The sequence below is a fragment of the Saliniramus sp. genome, assembly GCF_035311605.1.
Lineage (GTDB): Bacteria > Pseudomonadota > Alphaproteobacteria > Rhizobiales > Beijerinckiaceae > Saliniramus.
The window spans coordinates 1-19,119 of the sequence record NZ_DATGCW010000235.1 but is presented as its reverse complement, the minus strand read 5'-3'; the positions used below and the strand labels follow the sequence as shown (position 1 = coordinate 19,119).

Here is a 19,119-nt window from a genome sequence, read left to right as displayed (position 1 = left end):
GTCGTGACCGCGATGAGCCTGGAGCGTTGGGAAAGCCTCTCTGCGGAAACACAGGAATTCATCCAGAACACGATCACCACCGAGTTCGAGGAGCCGGCCTGGGCCGATGCGCAGGGTGCGCTGGAGCGTGACATTGCCTGCCTTACCGATGGCGAATGTGCTGCCGGCGAGAATGCGGGCATGATCCTGGTCGAGGCGTCTGACGAGGACATGGCCACCGCAACTGAGGCCCTCACCACCCGTGTTCTGCCTGATTGGGCCGAGCGTGCCGGTGAGGAATGGGTGACGCGTTGGAACGAGACGGTCGGCCAGGTGGTCGATATCGAAATCTCCACGAACTGAGTGGGAGCTTCGTCATGAGCGAACGACGTGCGCAATCCTGGCCGATGCGTGTCTTCGGCCTCTTGAGCCGGATCAACTATGCCATCGCCCTGATCGGCGGCGTCGTTCTGCTCGCGACGGTGATGTTCATCCTCGTCGACATTTGCCTGCGCCAGTTCGCGGGCAGGGGGCTCGGCGGCTCGGATGAGATCTCGGGCTACGTCATTGCGGGCGTCGCCGCCTGGGGCTTTTCCTATGCGCTGGTCGAGCGCGCCCATGTGCGCATCGACGTGCTCACGGGACAGCTCCCGGCGGCGGGCCGCGCGATCTTCGATCTGGCGGCTGCTGCCTCGCTGACCTTCGTGGCGGCGCTGGTCACATCCTATGGCTGGCGGGTCTTCTATCGTTCGTGGGAGACGGGTTCGCGTGCGAATACGCCGCTCGAAACGCCTTTGTGGATTCCCCAATCGATCTGGCTCGCCGGTTGGGCCTGGCTCACTTTCGTGGCCGCAATGGTGAGTATCTGCATCATCGCCCTGATGCTGATGCAGCGTTTCGACACGGTTCAATCCGTTGGTGGTATCGGCTCCGAAATGGAGGAAGAGATATGATTTTTTCCGTCGGTGGTGCGCTGCTCGGGCTGCTCGCCCTCTCCCTGCCGGTGGGCGTCGTGCTCTTCCTGCTCGGCTTCGGAGTCGACTACTTCTATTCGCCCTTCCCCCTGATCCGGGGGCTTGGCGAGCGGGTGTGGTCGTCCTCCGACAGCGGTCTTCTGATCGCGATCCCGTTCTTCGTGCTGCTCGGCGAGTTTCTCGTGCGCGCCGGTATCGCAGAACGCACCTATCGCGCGCTCGATTCCTGGTTCTCCTGGCTGCCGGGCGGCCTGATCCACGCCAATATCGGCACTGCGACGATGTTCTCAGCCACCTCCGGCTCATCGGTCGCGACGGCCGCGACGGTGGCGACCGTGGCTATGCCGCAGGCGGAGCGCCTCGGCTACGATCAGCGTCTGTTTGCCGGTGCGATCGCCGCCGGAGGAACGCTGGGGATCATGATCCCGCCTTCGATCAACCTGATCATCTACGGCTTCCTCACCGAAACCTCGATCCCGCGCCTCTTCCTCGCGGGCCTGATCCCAGGGCTGCTGCTCGCCATCGGCTTCATGGTGATCACCGCGATCCTGTGCAAGCTCTACCCCTCCCTCGGGGGCCCGAGCCGCAGTGCGTCGTGGGGAGAGCGGTTCTCGGGGCTGAAGCACCTGGTCCCGCTTCTGGCGCTCTTCGGCGTAGTGATCGGTTCGATTTATGCCGGTTGGGCAACGCCGACGGAATCGGCGGCGATCGGTGTCGCCATGGCCGCGCTGATCGCCACGGCCAATCGCGGGCTCACGCTGAAAGTGATCATGGATTCCCTGATCGGCACTGTACGCACCACGGCCATGGTGATGTTCGTCATCGTCGGCGCCTATTTCCTGAATTACACCCTCGGCGCCGCCGGGCTCGGGCGCGAGCTGACCGCCCTGCTCGATAATCTCGGTCTCGGCCCCTACCAGACCCTGTTCGTCATCATCGCACTCTATATCGTGCTCGGCTTCTTCATCGAAACCATGGCGCTGATGATCGCGACGATCCCGATTGTGGTTCCCGTCGTGGTCGGGCTCGGCTTCGATCCGATCTGGTTCGGTATCCTCGTCATCGTGCTCGTCGAGATGGCGCTGATCACGCCGCCGGTCGGGCTCAACCTCTATGTGGTGCAGGCGGCGCGGGCGAAGGGGCGCTTCTCGGATGTGATGATCGGTGCGTTCCCCTATGTGGTCGGGATGTTCATCATGATCCTGGCGCTGATCCTGTTCCCGCAGCTCGCCCTGTTCCTGCCTGGATTATAGGCAATCGGCTGAAGGAAGTGTCGAGTGCGACGCGGCGTGCGGCAAGCGCGCCGCGTCTCGTATCAAGCAAGAAAATCCGGCAAGAAAATCCGGCAAGAAAAATTCACTTGAGAAAATCTCTGGAGGCCCCGTGAGCGTAACCCTGCAATACGATACCGACGATACCGGTACGAAGACGATAACCATCGACAATCTCGTCGTCGCCGGCTGGACCGCGCGGGACCGTGCGGCGGTGGATCACCATATCGCGGAGCTTGCCGCGCTCGGTGTACCGGCGCCCTCGCAGGTGCCGCTGTTCTATCGCCTCTCGGCGCAATTGCTGACGCAGGCCGAGGATGTCGAATTCCTCGGTGGTGAGGCCTCCGGCGAAATCGAGCCGCTGATCATCGATGATGGTGAGGCCCTCTGGCTCGGGCTCGGCTCCGATCATACCGACCGCAAGCTGGAGAGCGTCTCCGTCGCCTTCTCGAAGCAGGCCTGCGCCAAACCCGTCGCACGGCAGCTCTGGCGTTTCGATGATTTGCGTGACCGCCTGGATGATCTCGTCCTGACCTCCTGGATCCGCGACGCTGATGATGCCGAATGGCAGCTCTACCAGCAGGGTACACTCGCGGCGATTCGCCCGCTCGCCGAGCTGATGGCGACATCGCCCTTCGCGCAGGGCGAGCGGCTCGCACCGGGCACTGCGATGATGTGCGGGACGTTCGGTGCCATGGGCGGCGTGCGCCCGGCCGGCCAGTTCCACATGGAATTGCATGACCCTGAGCGCGATCGCCGCATCGCGCATAGCTATCGCGCGAAGGCTCTGCCCGTCATCGCCTGAGCGCGCGGGCGCGGCGTCTTTATCGGTCCGCATTGCCGATCAGCGGAAGGCGCGCCGGTGCGCCTTCCGCCGCCGCCGCCTCAGCTGACGATACGCCAGGAGCCGTCGGGCTGGCGGCAGGCCGTGCCGTAACCCTCCTGCGGGCGACCGCCTATATAGATCGTATGCGTATATTCGCGGCAGAACTGACGGCCTTCCAAGAAGCGCGGGCCGGGGACTACTTCGCCGCGGACATCGCGGCGATCACCCTGCCAGGTCATCGGGCTTCCCGTATCGAGCGCTCGGAACTCCGCTCGCGCGGCGCGAATGCGCTCTTGCTCGTCGAGATCGGCGCCGACCGCCCCGCCGATAATGCCGCCGAGCAACGCACCGGCGAGGGTCGAGGCGCCATCGCCACGTCCAATCAGGTGGCCGGCCGTACCGCCGAGCAGTGCGCCCGACACGATGCCGACTTCCTGTCGCGGCCCCATACCCTGCGGTGCGCAGGCACCGAGTGCCATAATACTGATCAGTGCCGCACCAGCGGTTGCTTTACCGAAACGCATTCTAACTTCTCCCAACGGCATCAAGCCGTCAGCCGGTTGCTGCTGACGGATGCGATGATGCGATTTTTCCAAAAATGCCGCAGCGCGCGATCCGGCGAGCCCGACCGGCCAGCGCGCTGAAAGACCAGCACGGCCAATCAAGCTGATCGCGCCTGAATGGCGACTGAACGAACCCCGGGGCTTCAGCTGCCGTTGCCGGGGAGCTCCAGGATTATCTCCAGCCCGCCCATCGCGGCATTCTCGAGCCGCAGGCGCCCGCGATAGAGCGCCACGAGATCGGCGACGATCGACAGTCCGAGACCTGAACCGGGTTTCGATTCGTCGAGGCGCTGGCCGCGTTGCAGCATCTGCGCCCGCGCAGCCGGATCGGGGACGCCGGGGCCGTCATCGGTGATGACCAGGACGAGTCGCGGCGCTTCGTCGTCGCCACCGGCACGCGCCTGCAGGGAGACGCGGGATTCGGCCCATTTGCAGGCATTGTCGAGCAGATTGCCGAGCATCTCCTCGAGATCCTGCTTCTCGCCGCGAAACTGCGCGGCCTCCAGCCCCTTGAAATCGAAGGCGATATCCTTGTCGCGATAGATGCGTGCAAAGGTGCGCGCGAGCGCCTCCGCCACCGGCTTGACCGGGGTGATCGAGCCGAGTGTGCCGGCAAGAGCTGCGGCGCGGGCGCGGTCGAGGTGATAGGTCACCTGATCGCGCATGATCCGCGCCTGCTCCTCGACGGTGCGGGCGAGGGGGTCTTCACGCCCCTGGGCCTCGTTGACGAGCACCGTCAACGGTGTCTTCAACGCATGGGCGAGATTGCCGAGCTGGGTGCGGGCGCGCTCCAGAATGTCGCGATTGCTCTCGATCAGCAGATTGATCTCGCCGGCCAGTGGCGCGATGTCGCGCGGATAATCGCCGGCGATCCGCTCCGCCTCGCCGCGTCGTACGCTGATCAGCGCCGCGCGCAGGCGCTGCAGGGGCGAGAGGCCGAAGCGGATCTGCAGCAAGGTCGAGAGGGCGAGCGCGAGGCCGAGCGCGGCGAAGGTGAGGCTGATCGCGAGGGTGAAACCACGCACGTCCGCCGCGATCTCATCTGAGGGGCCGGCGACGCTGATGACGTAATGCATATCGTCACCAACCCGGATGTCACGCTCGATCAGCCGCAGCGCGCGCCCGTCAGGGCCCTCGGCATAACCGCGCCGGATTCCGCTCCCTGGATCCGTCTCGGCCTGCGCATCCAGGGCCGGCAGGGTCGCGCCGACGAGCGAGAGCGAGGTGCGGATATCGCGAAGCGCGGCACCGGGCTGGGCGATCTGCCAGTACCAGCCCGAGAGCGGCAGATCGAAGAACGGATCCCCCGCCGCCTGCGCCCCGCGCGACTCGTCACCCGCCGCAATGTCGGCGGAGAGCGCGGTAACATAGACCAGAAGCCGCCGGTCGAAGGTCTCTTCCGTGGTTTCACGATATAAGGCGACGAGGATCACCCCGGCCACCAGCAGGATCGTGAAACTCCAGAACAGCGCCGAGACCGCCAGCCGAATCGCGATGGGGCGGTTTGCAAAAAGCTTCATCGGCGCATGTGAGCGTAATCGGGCGACTCCTTCAAGCTTGCTGCATCAAAAGAGAGGCTTTCAGAGACATGCCCGGGGCCGGCGTGTCGTTCGAGGACGTGAAGCAGTCGCGTGCGCACTGCGGATCCGAACCCTCACCCCACGCTCACCTGCCCCTCGAAGGTGAATTCCTCGCCATCCTCATGCGTCCAGACGAAGCTGAAATCGCTCGTCTCTTCAATGCGCACGAAGAAGACGTGGTACGGGTTGGCGGAGCTGCCATTATCGAAATCATAGGTGAAGACCGGCTCGCCATTCATGCGCACTTCCAGCCGTGCGAGCATGTCGCGCGGCTCGGGGGAGGAGAGGCCGGTGATCATCGGGTGATTGATCAGCGTGCGGATCTCGATCACCTCACCGGCGGAGGCGGAACCGGGCAGGCGGACGCGGGGGCGTGACATGGCTCTTCCCTCTCTCGCAGGCTCAGGTGGTGCAGCCGCCGACGGAAACCTCGACGAAGGCGCTCTGGCGCAGGAGCGTGCCGTCTGATAATTCGGCCAGCACGATCACTTCTTGATCCCGAGCCAGACGGATACGTGTCGTAACCTCCGCGCGCCCATTGGCGGGGCCAAGACGGAAGACGCCGATCCCGGGGGCGGGGTTGCGCGTGGCGAAGACATGGATGGCCAGCACGTGGTCATCCGCCGTCATCGGGCTTTCCACCATTACCCCGAGCGGCACCGAGGCGCCGTTTGCCGCGATATCGGGCAGGTCGAGTTCAATCCCGCCTTCGGTCACCTCCCGCCCGTCGATCGCCGCGCGGATCGCTGCCGCGACCTCGTCATCAAGATCGGCCCAGGCGAATGGCTTGGGGCTGATCGTCAGGGCGACGAAGGCGGCGGAAGCGCTCAGGAATGCGCGGCGATGGATCGTCATGCAAAGTCCTCCTTACGAGAACATGTCCGTCGTGATGCTGTCATACCAGGCATCGGCATATTCAGCCTCGCGCCGGCGGTTATAAGCCAGCTCCGAGAGCGGCCCGCGCGGCGAGAGGCCACCCGAATCCGGTGTCGCCGTTATACCGCCTTCGCCATCCTTGCGGAAGATAGCCGCAACCGAAACAGCGTAATCATCGCCAAGATGACTATAGCACGTATTGAAATAGACCGGATCCCCGGGCGCCGCTTCGCCGCGCAGATCGGCAATCGCTGCAGCGACGGCCTGCTTCGAGGTGGAATTGGCCACATAGCCGGATTTCGGCATCGGCGATCCGATATTGGCGTCCCCGATCACGTGAATGTCCGGCGCGGCTTCGGCGGCGAAAGTCAGCGGATCGACCGGGACCCAGCCGCTGTCATCGGCAAGGCCCGTATCGCGGGCGATGGCGGCGGCATATTGCGGCGGGATGACGTTGCCGACATCCACCTTGTGGCGCTCGCCGAACTCGCTGATGAAGACCTTTTCTTGCGGATCGACCGCGGTGATGGTGCCGTCCTGGCTGGCGGGAATCCACGCGATCATATCGCCATAGAGCTCGGCCCAGCCGTCCTGGAACAGGCCCTGCTTCGAGAAGCCGTCCTTGGCGTCGAAGGCGAGGATCTTGGCGCGCGGGTTATGCTGCTTCAGATGATGCGCGATCATCGAGATGCGCTCATAGGGGCCGGGCGGGCAGCGGAACGGATTGGGCGGAATCGCCAGACCCACCACACCGCCCTCGGGCAGAGCCTCGAGCTGGCGGCGCAGAATGCTGATCTGGCTGCCGTCACCTCCCATCCAGGCATGCGGGAAGATCTCGGATGCGGCCTCGTCATAGCCCTCGATCGCATCCCAGCGCAGGCCGATGCCCGGCGAGACGATGAGCTTGTCATAGGCGATCTGCGTGTCGTCGGCGAGCGTGACCTGCTTCGCCACCGGATCGATATCCCTGGCCCGGTTCTGCACCAAATCGACACCGCGCGCGCGCAGGCCATCATAGCTGTGGGTGATCTGCGGCAACTCACGCTTGCCGCCGAGGATCAGATTGCCATAGGGGCAGGTGACGAAGCTGTCATAGGGCTCGATCAGCGTGACGTTCACATCCGGATAGTTGATCCGCGCGAACCGGGCCGCGCTGGCACCACCGAAGCCGCCGCCGATCACAACGAGGCGCGGGCCGGTATCGGCGCGCAGGATCGCGGGGGCGGCGAGGGTGACGGCGCTGCCGGCGAGGAGGGCGCCGAAGTGACGGCGCGTGAGTTTGGGCGAAAATCCATTCATGGCAAAATCCTCAGCGCAGCTGCGAAAAGTAATCGGCGAGCGCGGCGACTTCGTCGTCGGTATAGCCGGGCGCAATGCGGTTCATGATGGTCGCAGGGCGCTCGTCCTTGCGAAACGATTCCCATGTCGCGATGAAGGCATCACGCCCATAGCCCGCGATTCGCGGCACCGAGCCCATGCCGGCACCGGACTGGCCGTGGCAACCGGCGCAGCCCTGCGCGATCATCGGTGTGCGGATTTCCTCGGCCTGCGCCGCGCCGACCGGTGCGACCGCCCCCAGTACCAGCGCCAGCGCGCCGCCCCGCAGGGCCTGTGACAAGAAAGACATCGACTTCCCCAATTCCGTGGAACCAATCAAATTACATTCTCAGGCTAGCGCATGCAAAAAAATACATCAACAGCCGTTTTAATATTTAATTCTACATTAATTGATGTGTTTATGGCTCGCCTCACTGCTCTTCGGATCGAGGGCGAAGAGGGGGCGCAGAGAGGTGCCGAGCCATGTTCCGGGCAGGGCTGCAATGATCCAGATCCAGCCATGCAGGCTCCCCGAGGCGACGCCGGAGAAGAAGGCGCTGATATTGCAGCCCAGCGCCATGCGCGCGCCGTAGCCGAGCAGGAGGCCGCCGATGATCGCTGCCGCCAGAGGGCGCAGGCCGATCCGCCAGCCGGGCCGGAAGCGTCCAGCAAGGCCGGCGGCGAGGAAAGCACCCAGAATGAGCGAGACGTTCATCAGCGTCATCGAATCGTGATCCAGCGGGCGATGCAGGAGATCGACGCGGGTGGGGTCGCTCCAATAGGCCCAGAAGAAGGGATCATCGATACTCAGATAGTCGACCACGAGTGAACCCCAATGCGCAAAGGACTGGGTGATTGCCCAGGGCCGTCCCGCGACCACCAGCGTCGCGGCATTGAGGAGCGCCAGCGCCAGCGCCGCCCAGGCGAAGGGCCATGGGCCCGTGAGGAAGTGGCGTTGGTGACGCGCGAAGATCGGCTCGACATGGCCGTGCAGCCGGCGTTCGCGCCGCGCCAGCATCCAGGCGATGGCGGCGAAGAGCGCGAGCTGGAGCGTCAGCGCCGGCCAGAGGCCGAGGGTCTCGGGCAGCGAAATCGGGGGCAGGGCCGGCAGATCCTGCCAGCGCTCCATGTCCCAGGCGCCAATGGTCATGCCGATGATGAAGAAGGTGAGGGTGATCAGGCTGCGCGTATCGCCGCCGCCGGAGGTGTAGAGCGTGCCCGAGGCGCAGCCGCCGCCCAGCTGCATGCCGATCCCGAAGAGAAACGCACCGATCGCGACTTCCCAACCGGCGGGGAAAACGAATCCGCGCACCGGATTGCCGAAGACGGAGCCGGCCTCTATCGCGGGAAAGAAGATCACGACGGCGACCGCGAGCATCAGCATCTGCGCGCGCACCGAGGCGCTCTTGCCGCGGGTGATCAGCACCCGGTAGGCGCCGGTGAAGCCGAAAGCTGCATGGTAGAGCGCAAAGCCGAGCCCGGCGCCGATCAGCCAGAGCGCCGCCAGCCGCCAGCCCGAGTCGGAAAAGACGTGGCCGGCAAAGCCGATCAGCGCGGCGAGCGCGAGCAGGACGACGATGCGTTGCGGTCGCGGCAGGCCCGGCACATGGCCGGGCGTCGCGGAAGAAACGGCGGCGTGGCGCGTCATTGCGGCTCCACCCTTTGCGCGAAACCTGAACGGTCTTTTTTGCAAGCGCGTGATTTCATTCTCCCTGATTGCCGCAATCAGCTCATAAATGCAACGATTTCCGTGTTACGCTGCGTAATAACCTTTAATTTTGTAATTAAATTTAATCACCTTAATTACAACGTATGTTTTGAGGGGGAGACTTTCCGAGATGCAGATCATCCCCGCTCCCGAAACCATGAGCCCGCGCATTCAGGTGCTTCACGACAATGACGCGTGGGTCGTGCCCCTGCGCGTCGCCTTTGAAGAAAGAAGCGCTTTCTTCACGGAAAGGCTCACGGACAGGGGCGGGATCGATCCGCGCGCCACGCTGCCCGCCGGCGCCCGTCGTGGAGAAATTTCGCATCGATACCGATTTCGACACACCGCTGAATCCGCTTCTGGGAAAGGTGATCAGGGTCAACGCTATCGGGATTCACGGCATGCACGCGATTGCCTGGTGTCTGCACGATCAGCTCGATTGAACAGTCGCGAGGATGCTGCGGCGGGGCTGTTCGCGGGAGGATGAATAAGCCCGGAGGCAACTGAGAAAATTATGAGAAAAGCTGATTTGAATTGATGTGATTGCGAATCCTTTACATGTTTCCCCTACGGTCAGCGTATGCAGTTGACCGGCGGAACCATGATCAGGCAAGCCAAACCGTCACTTTTGCGCGCGGCCCTCGCCGTTATCGGTGGGGTCGTATTGATTGCCTGCATGCTCGCGGCGATGGCCTGGCGTGCGGATGTGGCGGAGCGCAACCTTCAGGCTGAAACACGCTTCGCCATCGAGGCCATCGCGGATACCTTCGATTCCCGCCTGCTGGAAGCTGCGTTTGGTGGCGAGGGCCCCGGCGCTGCGGCGCGAGACCGGATTGCGCGGCTGGTCGCGAAACTCGCAACCCTCCCCGATTATCCCGTCTCCGGTATCGCGTTCCTTCCCGATGAGGGTGCGCCGTTTCTGATCGGGACGGGCCCACGCGGCCTCGTCGATCTGCAGATCGATCCGCAGGCCGAGGCGGGCGCGAGGCCCGGCGCCGTGATCACGGCGGATAGGGCGGGTGTCGTATCCGTGCGGCGGCTGGAGAGTGGTCATGCCGTGTTGCATGGTGTGATACCGCTCGCACAGCTCGTTGCCGTGCGTGACATGGCGCGTCATGACACGATCAGCCTGTTCGCGCCGCTCATCGTCCTGCTGATGATGGGTAGTCTGATCTTCCATTATCGCTGGGGCAGCGGCGCACGAAACTCACGGATGCTGCGCGCCGCCGAGGCCGTCTATTTCGTCGTGTTCGGCTGTATCACGATGCTGATCATCGCCCTCGCCATTCACGACGCGCGGATCGACCGCGCGCATCGCGATTTCATGAGAACCGCGCATCACCTGGGCCAGCAGGTGAATAGTGCGCTGGCGCGTACGGTATCCACGCTGCCGCATGCCGATCCGAGGACGTCCGAAGCGCAATCGCGGGTCGCGCGTGATCTGCTGCATGCCTATCTTCTCGATGAGACGCTCGGTTCGGCGGTTGCGCGCGGGACGGTCGTTTTGCTCGGCGTGAAGCCTGCCGTTGAGGATGGCCGGGATCCGCCTGTCGGTGTGGTCTCGGGTTTCGATCCGGATTCGACAGCCAATGGCTCCGAAGGCTGCGGGGCGGACGATATCTGCCGTTTCGTGCCCGTCTTTGCCGGTGATGGAATGCTCTTGCTCGGCTTGCAAGCGCCGGAGCACGAGACACCCTCCTTCGTCGAATCCGCCGTGCCTGCCCTGGCTGCGGGGTTGCCGCTGACGCTTGGGCTGACGCTCGTCAGCTTCTTCGTGGGAGGGCGTCGCGCGCAGACGGAACGCGTGTTGCGTGAGCGCGCCGTGGCCCTGCATGCGAGCCAGGCGCGCTTCCGGGCCTTGTTATCCAGCATCGACGATGTCGTGCTCGTCCTCGATCGCGATGCGCGTTTCAGCGAAGTTTTCGTGCCGGAGACGCAGCGGCGGGTCTTCGATCCCGCCGGCCTGCTTGGGCGCAGGCTTCCCGATTCATCCCTCCCGTCGGCTCTGATCGGTCTGATCGACGAATGCATGGTGCGCGTGCGTGAATGCGGCATTCCCACAACCATCGACTTCCCGGTCGACTGCGAGGGCGAGGAGCTCTGGTACGATCTGCGTCTGTCGCCTTTGCGCGACGCCGCCGGAGAGGCGCTGGGCGTGATCGGCGTCGCCCGCGAGACGACGCAGGCGCGGCACGCGCAGATCCGGCTCGAGCACCGCGAAGCCTTCATGCGGCTTCTGACGGCGCTGTCGACGCAATTCGTCAATATGCGCGACACTGATTGGGACAACCTGGTCACCCTCGCGCTCCAGCGCATCGGCCGGTTCTGTGGTGCAGACCGCAGTTATCTCTTCGTCTTCGACGCCGACTCCCGGACCATGACCAATACCCATGAATGGGTGGCACAGGGGATCACACCGCAGATCGACATGCTGCAGGATTTCCCGGTCTCCGGCATCTCGGCGGTTTTCCGTCATCTGGCCAACCATGAAACCGTGATCGTGAACGATGTCGCCAGCCTGCCGGCAACCTGGAGCGAGGAGCACAAGCTGTTCGACGCACAGGATATCCGCTCGGTCATTCTCATGCCCGTCATCGAAGACGAGACCCTGATCGGCTTCGTTGGGTTCGATGCCGTTGTGGCGTTGCGGGAGTGGAGCGCGCTGGAGAGTCATCTGTTGCGTGTCTTTGCCGATATTCTCGCCAGTGCCATGGCGCGCCGACGTGCGGATACGGCCTTGCGTGACGGCGAAAAACGCTATCGTGACGTGGTGAATCGCGTGCGTGAAGTGATCTTCCGCACGGACAAGCAGGGCAAACTGATTTTCCTGAACGATGCATTCGAGAATCTGCTTGGCATTCCCGCCGAAGACGCGCTTGGTGCCGATCTCGACGGTTTCATGGATGCGCGCGACAGCGAGGCGTTCCGCAAGCGCATCGCCCGCCTCTTCGCCGGCGGCGTTGGCGAATTGCGTTGGGAGGCGCGCTGTTCGCACCGCGTCGGCGAGTCGCGTCGCGTCGAGATCTATTGCGAGGCCGAGCATGACATGCATGGCGTGGTGACGGGCGTCTTCGGTACCATGGTCGACATCACCGAGCGCCATGCCGCCCTGGAAGAGGTCGAGCGGCTGGCCTTCTTCGATGCCCTGACCAATCTGCCCAACCGACCGCAGCTGATGCACAGGCTGGCCGAGGCGCTGACCGAGACGGCCGCTTCCGGGCGGCACGCGGCTTTGCTCTTTCTCGACCTCGACAATTTCAAGACACTCAACGACACGTTCGGACACGACAAGGGAGACAGTCTGCTGGTAGCGGTTGCCGAGCGCCTGCGCAGCCGCGTCGGTGACGGCGATCTCGTCGCGCGGCTGGGCGGTGACGAGTTCGTGGTCATCCTGCGCAACCTGTCCCCGGATCTGCGCGAGGCGGGGATCCAGGCAGGGCAGGTGGCGGAACGGCTGCGCAGTGGCCTCAACGCCTCTTATGATCTCGCGGGCCACAATCACTACGTCTCGCCCAGCATCGGTATCCGTGTCTTCGGCTCCGAGACAGGTGACGTGGAGACGCTGCTGCGTCATGCTGATCTTGCCATGTACGAGGCCAAGGCGAGCGGGCGCGACAATATCTGCTTCTTCACGATGGAGATGGAGCAATCGGTGATGCGCCGGGCCGGTCTGGAGGCGGATCTGCGCATGGCCCTCGAGGAAGATGCCTTCTTCCTGCATCTCCAGCCGCAGGTCGACCGCGTCGGCGCGATTACCGGCGCCGAGGCGCTGGTGCGCTGGCAGCATCCGGAGCGCGGCTTCGTTTCACCTGCAGATTTCATCCCTGTGGCCGAGGAGACCGGCCTGATCGTTCCGATCGGGCGCCGCGTCATCGAAATGGCTTGCGAACAACTCGCCCGGATACAAGCCGAATTCGGCGATGCCGGCTTCACCATGGCGATCAACATCAGCACCCGGCAATTCCGCGAGCCTGATTTTGCGATCCTGATGGAGCTCGCGGCGAAATACCACGGCGTCGACCCTGCCTGCCTCAAGCTCGAGCTGACCGAGAGCCTGTTCCTCGACGATATGAACTTTGCGATCGGTCGCATGCAGTCCCTGCGTGAGAAAGGTTTCCGTTTCTCGCTTGATGATTTCGGGACCGGCTATTCCTCGTTGACCTATCTGAAGCGGCTGCCCTTCGACGAGATCAAGGTCGATCAGGCCTTCGTCGCAGATATATTGGAGAGCGAGCGCGCCGCCACGATCGTCGAGACCATCATCCGGATGGGCAAGGCCCTCGATCTCGCCGTGATCGCCGAGGGTGTCGAGACCGCAGGTCAGCTGACGCGTCTGCTCGAAGGTGGCTGCGAGGCCTATCAGGGTTATTTCTTCGGCCGCCCCGTCTCCATCGACGACTTTCTTGCAACTCTCAGCGAACGCCGTGCGTTCCTTGATGGCGCGGGCAGGGCCTGAACGCGCGGCGATCTGCCGAGGCGGTATTGGTCACTCGTCCCCTCGCGCCGGTTTGACAGGCCCGCGGGCAACACCCCATATCCGGGAAGCGTTCTAAAGGGAGGATGGCCATGGAATACCTGCACACGATGATCCGCGTCGGCGATGTCGACAAGGCGCTCGATTTCTTCTGCAACAAGCTCGGCATGACGGAAGTGCGTCGCGTAGAGAACGAGAAGGGGCGCTTCACCCTGATCTTCCTTGCCGCCGAGAAGGATATCGAACGCGCCCAGGAGACCCGCGCGCCGCTGCTCGAACTCACCTATAACTGGGACGAGCATGAATATGGTGGCGGGCGCAATTTCGGCCATCTCGCCTATCGCGTCGATGATATCTACGCCACCTGCCAGAAGCTGATGGATCAGGGTGTCACCATCAACCGCCCGCCACGTGATGGCTTCATGGCCTTCATCAAGTCGCCGGACGGCATCTCGGTCGAGCTGTTGCAGCGCGGCGAGCCGCTGCCCTCGCAGGAGCCCTGGGCCTCGATGGAGAATACCGGAAGCTGGTGAGCCGACGCTTTGCCGCCACGCGGCTGCGTCGCGTGGCGGATGGTGGGCTTGTCCCATTCAATGGCTCCCCCTGGGCAGGCAAATCGCGCACGCCATGAAGTGCGTGTGAGAGCGTCATTATCGTTCTTGAGCGAACGCCTCATCGGCGGGCCTTTCGCCACACGCATGACACAGGGCTGCACGATAGCAGGGATCGTACGTTCAAGCCTGCAAGGGGCCGTAACATGCGATCTACCTTCACGCCGCCGGCAAGCGTCAGATGGACCCATGACCGGGCCGAACTCTGGGCGGACGGAGCGGTGCATGTGGCGGGGCTCATTGCTGCGCTGATCGGTGTCGCACTGCTGCTGGGCGTTGCCGCACGCGGAGCGGAAACGGCGCTCGTCGTCGCGCTCGGCATCTATGCAGCCGGCCTCGTCGCGGTGAAGGCGATCTCCGCGCTCTACAACATGTGGCCCGCCTCGCGCGTGAAATGGGTGCTGCGCCGCTTCGACCACGCAGCGATCTATCTCCTGATCGCAGGCACTTATACGCCTTTCCTGATCCTGCTCGACGACCACGGCAGCGCGACGATCCTGCTGGCGGCGATCTGGCTGATCGCAGTGATCGGCGTCGCCTTGAAAATCGGATTGCCCGGGCGCCTCGACCGGTTGTCGATTGTTCTCTATCTCGGGCTGGGCTGGAGCGGTCTGGCGGCGGGGGGCGTCGTCTACCAATCGCTTTCTGCGACGACGCTGGCGTTGGTCGCGGCGGGCGGCATCGTCTATTCCACCGGCGTGATCTTCCATCTGTGGAAGGGGCTGCGCTTTCACAACGCCATCTGGCACGTCTTCGTGCTGGTCGGCAGTGCGCTGTTCTATGCGGCGATCTGGGATGCCACGCTGGCGCGTGCCGCAGCCTGAGGGCCCGCTCAGCGCTTCTGGCAGAGCGGGCAGTAGAAGGTCGAGCGGCCCGATTGCACGATGCGCGTCACCGTGCCGCCGCAGCCCGGCGTGACGCAGGGCTCGCCCTCGCGATCATAGACCCTGAACCCATGCTGGAAATAGCCGAGCGTTCCATCGGTATGCGCGAAGTCGCGCAGGGTCGAGCCGCCGGCAGCGACGGCCTCGGTGAGAACGTCGCGGATCGTTTCCGCGAGCCGATGCGCTGCGGCACGCGGGCGCCCGGTCTTCGTGGCGATGCTGCCGGCCGGCGCTTCCGGGTTGAGGCGCGCGCGAAACAAAGCCTCGCAGACATAGATATTCCCCAGCCCCGCAATCAGCCGCTGATCGAGAAGCGCGGCCTTGAGCGGGGCGAACTTGCCGGCAAACAGCTTCGCGATCACCGCGCCCGAGAGCGCATTGCCCAGCGGCTCCAGCCCCAGACCCTTGAAATGCCTGCATTCCGCGAGGCTGTCGAGCGGGACGAGATCCATGTAGCCGAAGCGGCGCACGTCGTTATAGGTAACGCGGGCATCGCCTTCGAGCGAGAAGATCACATGGTCGTGGATCGCCCCGGCGCCGGGCTCGCGGTGGAATTCTCCGGGGGCGATCAGCGCATCCGGTGTCTCGATCAGGAAGCGGCCCGTCATGCCCAGATGCATGATCAGCGCCTCGCCAGTGGAGAGTCGCGCCACCAGATATTTCGCCCGCCGCTCGAGCGAATCGATCCGCGCGCCGGTGAGCCGCGCGGCGAAGCGGGACGGAAAGGGAAAGCGCAGATCGGGCCGGTTCACCCGCATCTGCGTGATCCGCCGCCCCTCCATGGCGGGCTGAAGCCCCCGCCGGACCGTTTCGACTTCAGGCAGTTCCGGCATTGATCATCACCCCGTGACGAATTTCCTCGCTGCCTTACATAGCCAGAGGCGCGTGGTTTCGCTATCAGATACGCGTGAGTTTCACAGAGCGGGCGGCATCATGAGCGGCGACACCACGCATTTCGGCTATCAGGATATTCCGCTGGAGGAAAAGCAGGGGCGCGTCGATGACGTGTTCCGCTCGGTGGCGCGGCGCTACGACATCATGAACGACCTGATGAGTGCGGGACTGCACCGGCCCTGGAAGGACGCGATGGCGACCGCGCTCTCGCCTTCGCGCACGCGGCCCTTCAAGCATCTCGATGTTGCCGGCGGGACCGGTGACATCGCCTTTCGCATCCTTGATCGCGGCGGCCCGCAAACGCATGTCACGGTGCTCGACATCAATGGCGACATGCTGGATGTGGGGCGCGAACGGGTACCGGCGCAGCATGCGGGGCAGGTTGATTTCGTCGAGGCCAATGCCGAGGATCTGCCCTTCGAGGATAAGAGCTTCGACGGCTACACCATCGCCTTCGGCATCCGCAACGTGCCGCGCATGGAGCGCGCGCTGTCCGAGGCGTTCCGCGTGCTGCGACCGGGCGGGCGGTTCCTGTGCCTCGAATTTTCGAAGGTCGACATGCCCGGCCTCGACAAGGTCTATGACCTTTATTCCTTCAACGTCATTCCCCGGATGGGAAAGATGGTGACGGGGGATGCCGAGAGTTACCGCTATCTCGTCGAATCGATCCGCCGCTTCCCGCCGCCCGGGCTGTTTGCCCAGATGATCGAGGAAGCCGGCTTCCGGCGCGTCACCTGGAAGGCGATGACCGGCGGGATCGTCTGTCTGCATTCCGGCTGGAAGATCTGACGTGTTCGGTGCGCTGGTTCATATCGCCCGCAATATCAGGGCCGGCTACGTTCTCGCCCGGGAGGGCGTCTTCTCGCGAGTGGATCCGCACCCGCTGCCGCCGATGGCGCAACTCGGGCTGAAAATCGCCAGAATGTTCGAGCGAAGCGGCGCGGAAAACGACCCGGCGCGCATGGCCAAGGCCATGGCGCGTCTTGGGCCGTCCTATGTGAAATTCGGCCAGTTCCTCGCCACGCGCCCCGATATCGTCGGCTTTGCCGCTGCGCGCGATCTCGAAGCGTTGCAGGATCGTATGGAGGCGTTCCCGCAGGAGCTTGCGGAAGCAACGCTCACGGAAACGCTCGGGCGTCCGATCAGCGCGGTCTTTGCAGAATTCGGCCCGCCCGTCGCCGCTGCCTCGATCGCCCAGGTGCACAAGGCGTTGTTGAAGACGCGACAGGGTGACAAGCCCGTGGCCGTGAAAATCGTGCGGCCCGGCATACGTGGACGCTTCGCCCGCGATCTGCAGGCGATGCGCTTCGCTGCCCGCCTCGCCGAGGCGATCTCGCCAGAGGCGCGGCGGCTGCGCATGCGCGAGGTGGTCGAGACGCTCGCGCGTTCTGTCACCATCGAGATGGATCTGCGCCTCGAAGCGGCGGCCCTCTCCGAGCTTGCGGAGAATACCGAGAGGGACGAGGAATTCCGCGTTCCGGTTCCCGAATGGGATTACACGGACCGCGATGTGCTCACGATGGAGTGGATCGACGGCATCAAGCTGAACAAGCTCGAAGCGATCGACGCGGCCGGGCATGATCGCGAAATCCTCTCGCGGGTCGTGTTGCAGAGCTTCCTGCGTCAGGCCATTCGCGACGGCTTCTTTCATGCCGACATGCATCCGGGCAATCTCTTCGTGGATGCGCAAGGCAAGCTCGTCGCCATCGATGCGGGTATCATGGGGCGGATCGGATTTCGCGAGCAGCGCTTCCTCGCCGAAATCCTGCTCGGTTTCATCCGGCGCGATTACCTGCGTGTGGCGCAGGTGCATTTCGAGGCAGGATATGTGCCGAGGCATCATTCGGTGCTCGATTTCGCCCAGGCGATCCGCGCCATCGGCGAGCCGATCCACAACCGCCGCGCCGATCAGATCTCGATGGCGCGCGTGCTCGGGCTGCTCTTCGAGATCACCGCGATCTTCGACATGGAGACGCGCACCGAGCTCGTGATGCTGCAAAAGACCATGGTCGTGGTCGAGGGCGTGTGCCGCCATCTCGATCCGCATCTCGATATCTGGAAGGTCTCCGACCCGGTGGTGCGTGAATGGATCGAGCGCAATCTCGGCCCCGTGGGCAAGATCGAGGATGCGGGCCGCGGTCTTTCAACGCTCGCGGGCATCGCCGCCCGCGCTCCGGATATGGCGATACGCGCCGAGCGGCTTCTCACGCAGCTCGAACGTGACACCGAAAACGGCCTCAGCCTTGCCCCCCGCTCGATCGAGCGCGCCGGAGAGGCCGGCGCGTGGCGTTCGCGCTTGCTCGTGGGTGCGCTATGGGTCATCGCCATCGCGCTGGTGGTGGGGGTGGTGAATGGCGGGTGAGGATTGTGTTAAGGCATGATACGCCATCATCGGGCGCGATTCGGTGTGCCAAGGGAGGGGATGCGATGACGGCGATCTTCACCATCGGCTATGAGGGCAACGATATCGAGCGCTTCGTCGAAACGCTGGAAGTCGCCGGCATCCGCAAGGTCGCGGATGTTCGCGCCGTTGCAGTTTCGCGCAAGAAGGGTTTTTCGAAGACCGCTCTCGCGGCGCGTCTCGCCGAGGCGGGAATCCGCTACGCGCAGTTTCGCGCGCTCGGCGATCCGAAGCCGGGGCGGGAAGCTGCGCGCGCCGGGCGCCATCAGGAATTCTTGAATATCTATACGAATCATTTAAAGTTGCATGAGTCGCATGATGCACTCGGGGATCTTGCGGATTATGTTGCCGATGAGCCAACCTGCCTTCTCTGCTATGAGCGCGATCCGGCAACCTGCCACCGCCTGATCGTCGCTGAGCGGATCGGCGAGCGCTTGTCGGCGGGAATTTTTCATCTGTTTGCGGACAAGCTGGAAAAGTATAGCCAGGATGCTTCAACGATCCCGCGCCCTGATCCTCGTAAAGGCCTTGCCGCAGCCGAGTAGGAAGCACCAGGAAACGGTCTGCTGCGCCGGTGTGACGGTGGAGGGGGCGTGGAAGTGGCTCTATCCGATCCGGTTTCGGCAACTCGATGAGGGCAGTACGTTCCGTCGTTGGGACTGGGTCGATTTTGAGTACGAGCTTGCGCCGCAGGACAAGCGCCGCGAGAGTTGCAGGGTCTTCGAAGATCGAATTCAAGTGAGCGGGCACATGAAGCAAAA

18 protein-coding genes and 1 pseudogene are annotated in these 19,119 nt (G+C 63.9%); 11 read left to right on the top strand and 8 right to left on the bottom strand.

Going from position 1 to position 19,119, the window contains the following annotated elements; translation table 11 throughout:
- The 4 genes and pseudogenes from VKP01_RS10640 to VKP01_RS10625 all read left to right on the top strand — a co-directional run.
- Window positions 1–342: pseudogene (locus VKP01_RS10640) on the top strand (C4-dicarboxylate ABC transporter substrate-binding protein); the annotation flags it as partial.
- Between the two features lie 14 nt (window positions 343–356).
- Complete coding sequence (locus VKP01_RS10635; protein WP_324412119.1) at window positions 357–932, top strand: TRAP transporter small permease; 576 nt, start codon at window positions 357–359, stop codon at window positions 930–932.
- Window positions 929–2,206, top strand: a complete 1,278-nt coding sequence (locus tag VKP01_RS10630) for a TRAP transporter large permease (RefSeq protein WP_324412118.1) — start codon at window positions 929–931, stop codon at window positions 2,204–2,206. The genes VKP01_RS10635 and VKP01_RS10630 overlap by 4 nt, the downstream gene beginning before the upstream one ends.
- 130 nt (window positions 2,207–2,336) lie before the next feature.
- Window positions 2,337–3,029: a DUF2848 domain-containing protein gene (locus VKP01_RS10625; protein WP_324412117.1), complete on the top strand. Its 693-nt coding sequence runs from the start codon at window positions 2,337–2,339 to the stop codon at window positions 3,027–3,029.
- Between the two features lie 80 nt (window positions 3,030–3,109).
- On the opposite strand, the gene VKP01_RS10620 is transcribed toward VKP01_RS10625, so the two are convergent.
- The 7 genes from VKP01_RS10620 to VKP01_RS10590 form a co-directional block, all read right to left on the bottom strand.
- Entirely contained in the window at window positions 3,110–3,529 is a 420-nt protein-coding gene (locus VKP01_RS10620; RefSeq protein ID WP_324412116.1) for a hypothetical protein, read from the bottom strand.
- Between the two features lie 227 nt (window positions 3,530–3,756).
- Complete coding sequence (locus VKP01_RS10615) at window positions 3,757–5,133, bottom strand: sensor histidine kinase (protein WP_324412115.1); 1,377 nt, start codon at window positions 5,131–5,133, stop codon at window positions 3,757–3,759.
- A gap of 134 nt (window positions 5,134–5,267) precedes the next feature.
- Window positions 5,268–5,573: a thiosulfate oxidation carrier complex protein SoxZ gene (locus VKP01_RS10610; RefSeq protein WP_324412114.1), complete on the bottom strand. Its 306-nt coding sequence runs from the start codon at window positions 5,571–5,573 to the stop codon at window positions 5,268–5,270.
- A 22-nt stretch (window positions 5,574–5,595) separates the two neighbouring features.
- Window positions 5,596–6,048, bottom strand: a complete 453-nt coding sequence (locus VKP01_RS10605; protein ID WP_324412113.1) for a thiosulfate oxidation carrier protein SoxY — start codon at window positions 6,046–6,048, stop codon at window positions 5,596–5,598.
- A 12-nt stretch (window positions 6,049–6,060) separates the two neighbouring features.
- Entirely contained in the window at window positions 6,061–7,368 is a 1,308-nt protein-coding gene (locus VKP01_RS10600) for an FCSD flavin-binding domain-containing protein (protein ID WP_324412112.1), read from the bottom strand.
- 10 nt (window positions 7,369–7,378) lie between these two features.
- Window positions 7,379–7,696 (bottom strand): c-type cytochrome, encoded by a 318-nt coding sequence (locus VKP01_RS10595; protein ID WP_324412111.1) that lies wholly within the window; start codon window positions 7,694–7,696, stop codon window positions 7,379–7,381.
- Window positions 7,697–7,792: 96 nt separating this feature from the next.
- The gene (locus tag VKP01_RS10590) at window positions 7,793–9,034 is read right to left on the bottom strand and encodes a YeeE/YedE family protein (RefSeq protein ID WP_324412110.1); all 1,242 of its coding nucleotides are present in this window, start codon (window positions 9,032–9,034) and stop codon (window positions 7,793–7,795) included.
- A gap of 190 nt (window positions 9,035–9,224) precedes the next feature.
- Here VKP01_RS10590 and VKP01_RS10585 point away from each other — a divergent pair, with 190 nt between their 5' ends.
- The 4 genes from VKP01_RS10585 to trhA all read left to right on the top strand — a co-directional run bounded on the left by VKP01_RS10585 (window position 9,225) and on the right by trhA (window position 15,003).
- Complete coding sequence (locus VKP01_RS10585) at window positions 9,225–9,581, top strand: hypothetical protein (protein ID WP_324412109.1); 357 nt, start codon at window positions 9,225–9,227, stop codon at window positions 9,579–9,581.
- 114 nt (window positions 9,582–9,695) lie between these two features.
- On the top strand, window positions 9,696–13,550 hold the full coding sequence (locus VKP01_RS10580; RefSeq protein WP_324412108.1) for a sensor domain-containing protein: 3,855 nt from the start codon (window positions 9,696–9,698) through the stop codon (window positions 13,548–13,550).
- 110 nt (window positions 13,551–13,660) lie between these two features.
- A complete protein-coding gene (locus VKP01_RS10575; RefSeq protein ID WP_324412107.1) occupies window positions 13,661–14,101 on the top strand; it encodes a VOC family protein in 441 nt (146 codons plus the stop codon).
- Between the two features lie 224 nt (window positions 14,102–14,325).
- Complete coding sequence (gene trhA / locus VKP01_RS10570; RefSeq protein WP_324412106.1) at window positions 14,326–15,003, top strand: PAQR family membrane homeostasis protein TrhA; 678 nt, start codon at window positions 14,326–14,328, stop codon at window positions 15,001–15,003.
- Window positions 15,004–15,011: 8 nt separating this feature from the next.
- On the opposite strand, the gene mutM is transcribed toward trhA, so the two are convergent.
- On the bottom strand, window positions 15,012–15,896 hold the full coding sequence (mutM, locus tag VKP01_RS10565; protein ID WP_324412105.1) for a bifunctional DNA-formamidopyrimidine glycosylase/DNA-(apurinic or apyrimidinic site) lyase: 885 nt from the start codon (window positions 15,894–15,896) through the stop codon (window positions 15,012–15,014).
- A 100-nt stretch (window positions 15,897–15,996) separates the two neighbouring features.
- Between mutM and ubiE the strand changes: the two genes are divergently transcribed.
- The 3 genes from ubiE (at window position 15,997) to VKP01_RS10550 (ending at window position 18,903) form a co-directional block, all read left to right on the top strand.
- Window positions 15,997–16,746, top strand: coding sequence for a bifunctional demethylmenaquinone methyltransferase/2-methoxy-6-polyprenyl-1,4-benzoquinol methylase UbiE (gene ubiE / locus VKP01_RS10560; protein WP_324412104.1), 750 nt, complete (start codon window positions 15,997–15,999; stop codon window positions 16,744–16,746).
- Window position 16,747: 1 nt separating this feature from the next.
- Window positions 16,748–18,319 (top strand): 2-polyprenylphenol 6-hydroxylase, encoded by a 1,572-nt coding sequence (gene ubiB, locus VKP01_RS10555; protein ID WP_324412103.1) that lies wholly within the window; start codon window positions 16,748–16,750, stop codon window positions 18,317–18,319.
- A 65-nt stretch (window positions 18,320–18,384) separates the two neighbouring features.
- On the top strand, window positions 18,385–18,903 hold the full coding sequence (locus VKP01_RS10550) for a DUF488 domain-containing protein (protein WP_324412102.1): 519 nt from the start codon (window positions 18,385–18,387) through the stop codon (window positions 18,901–18,903).
- Window positions 18,904–19,119 lie beyond the last annotated feature (216 nt).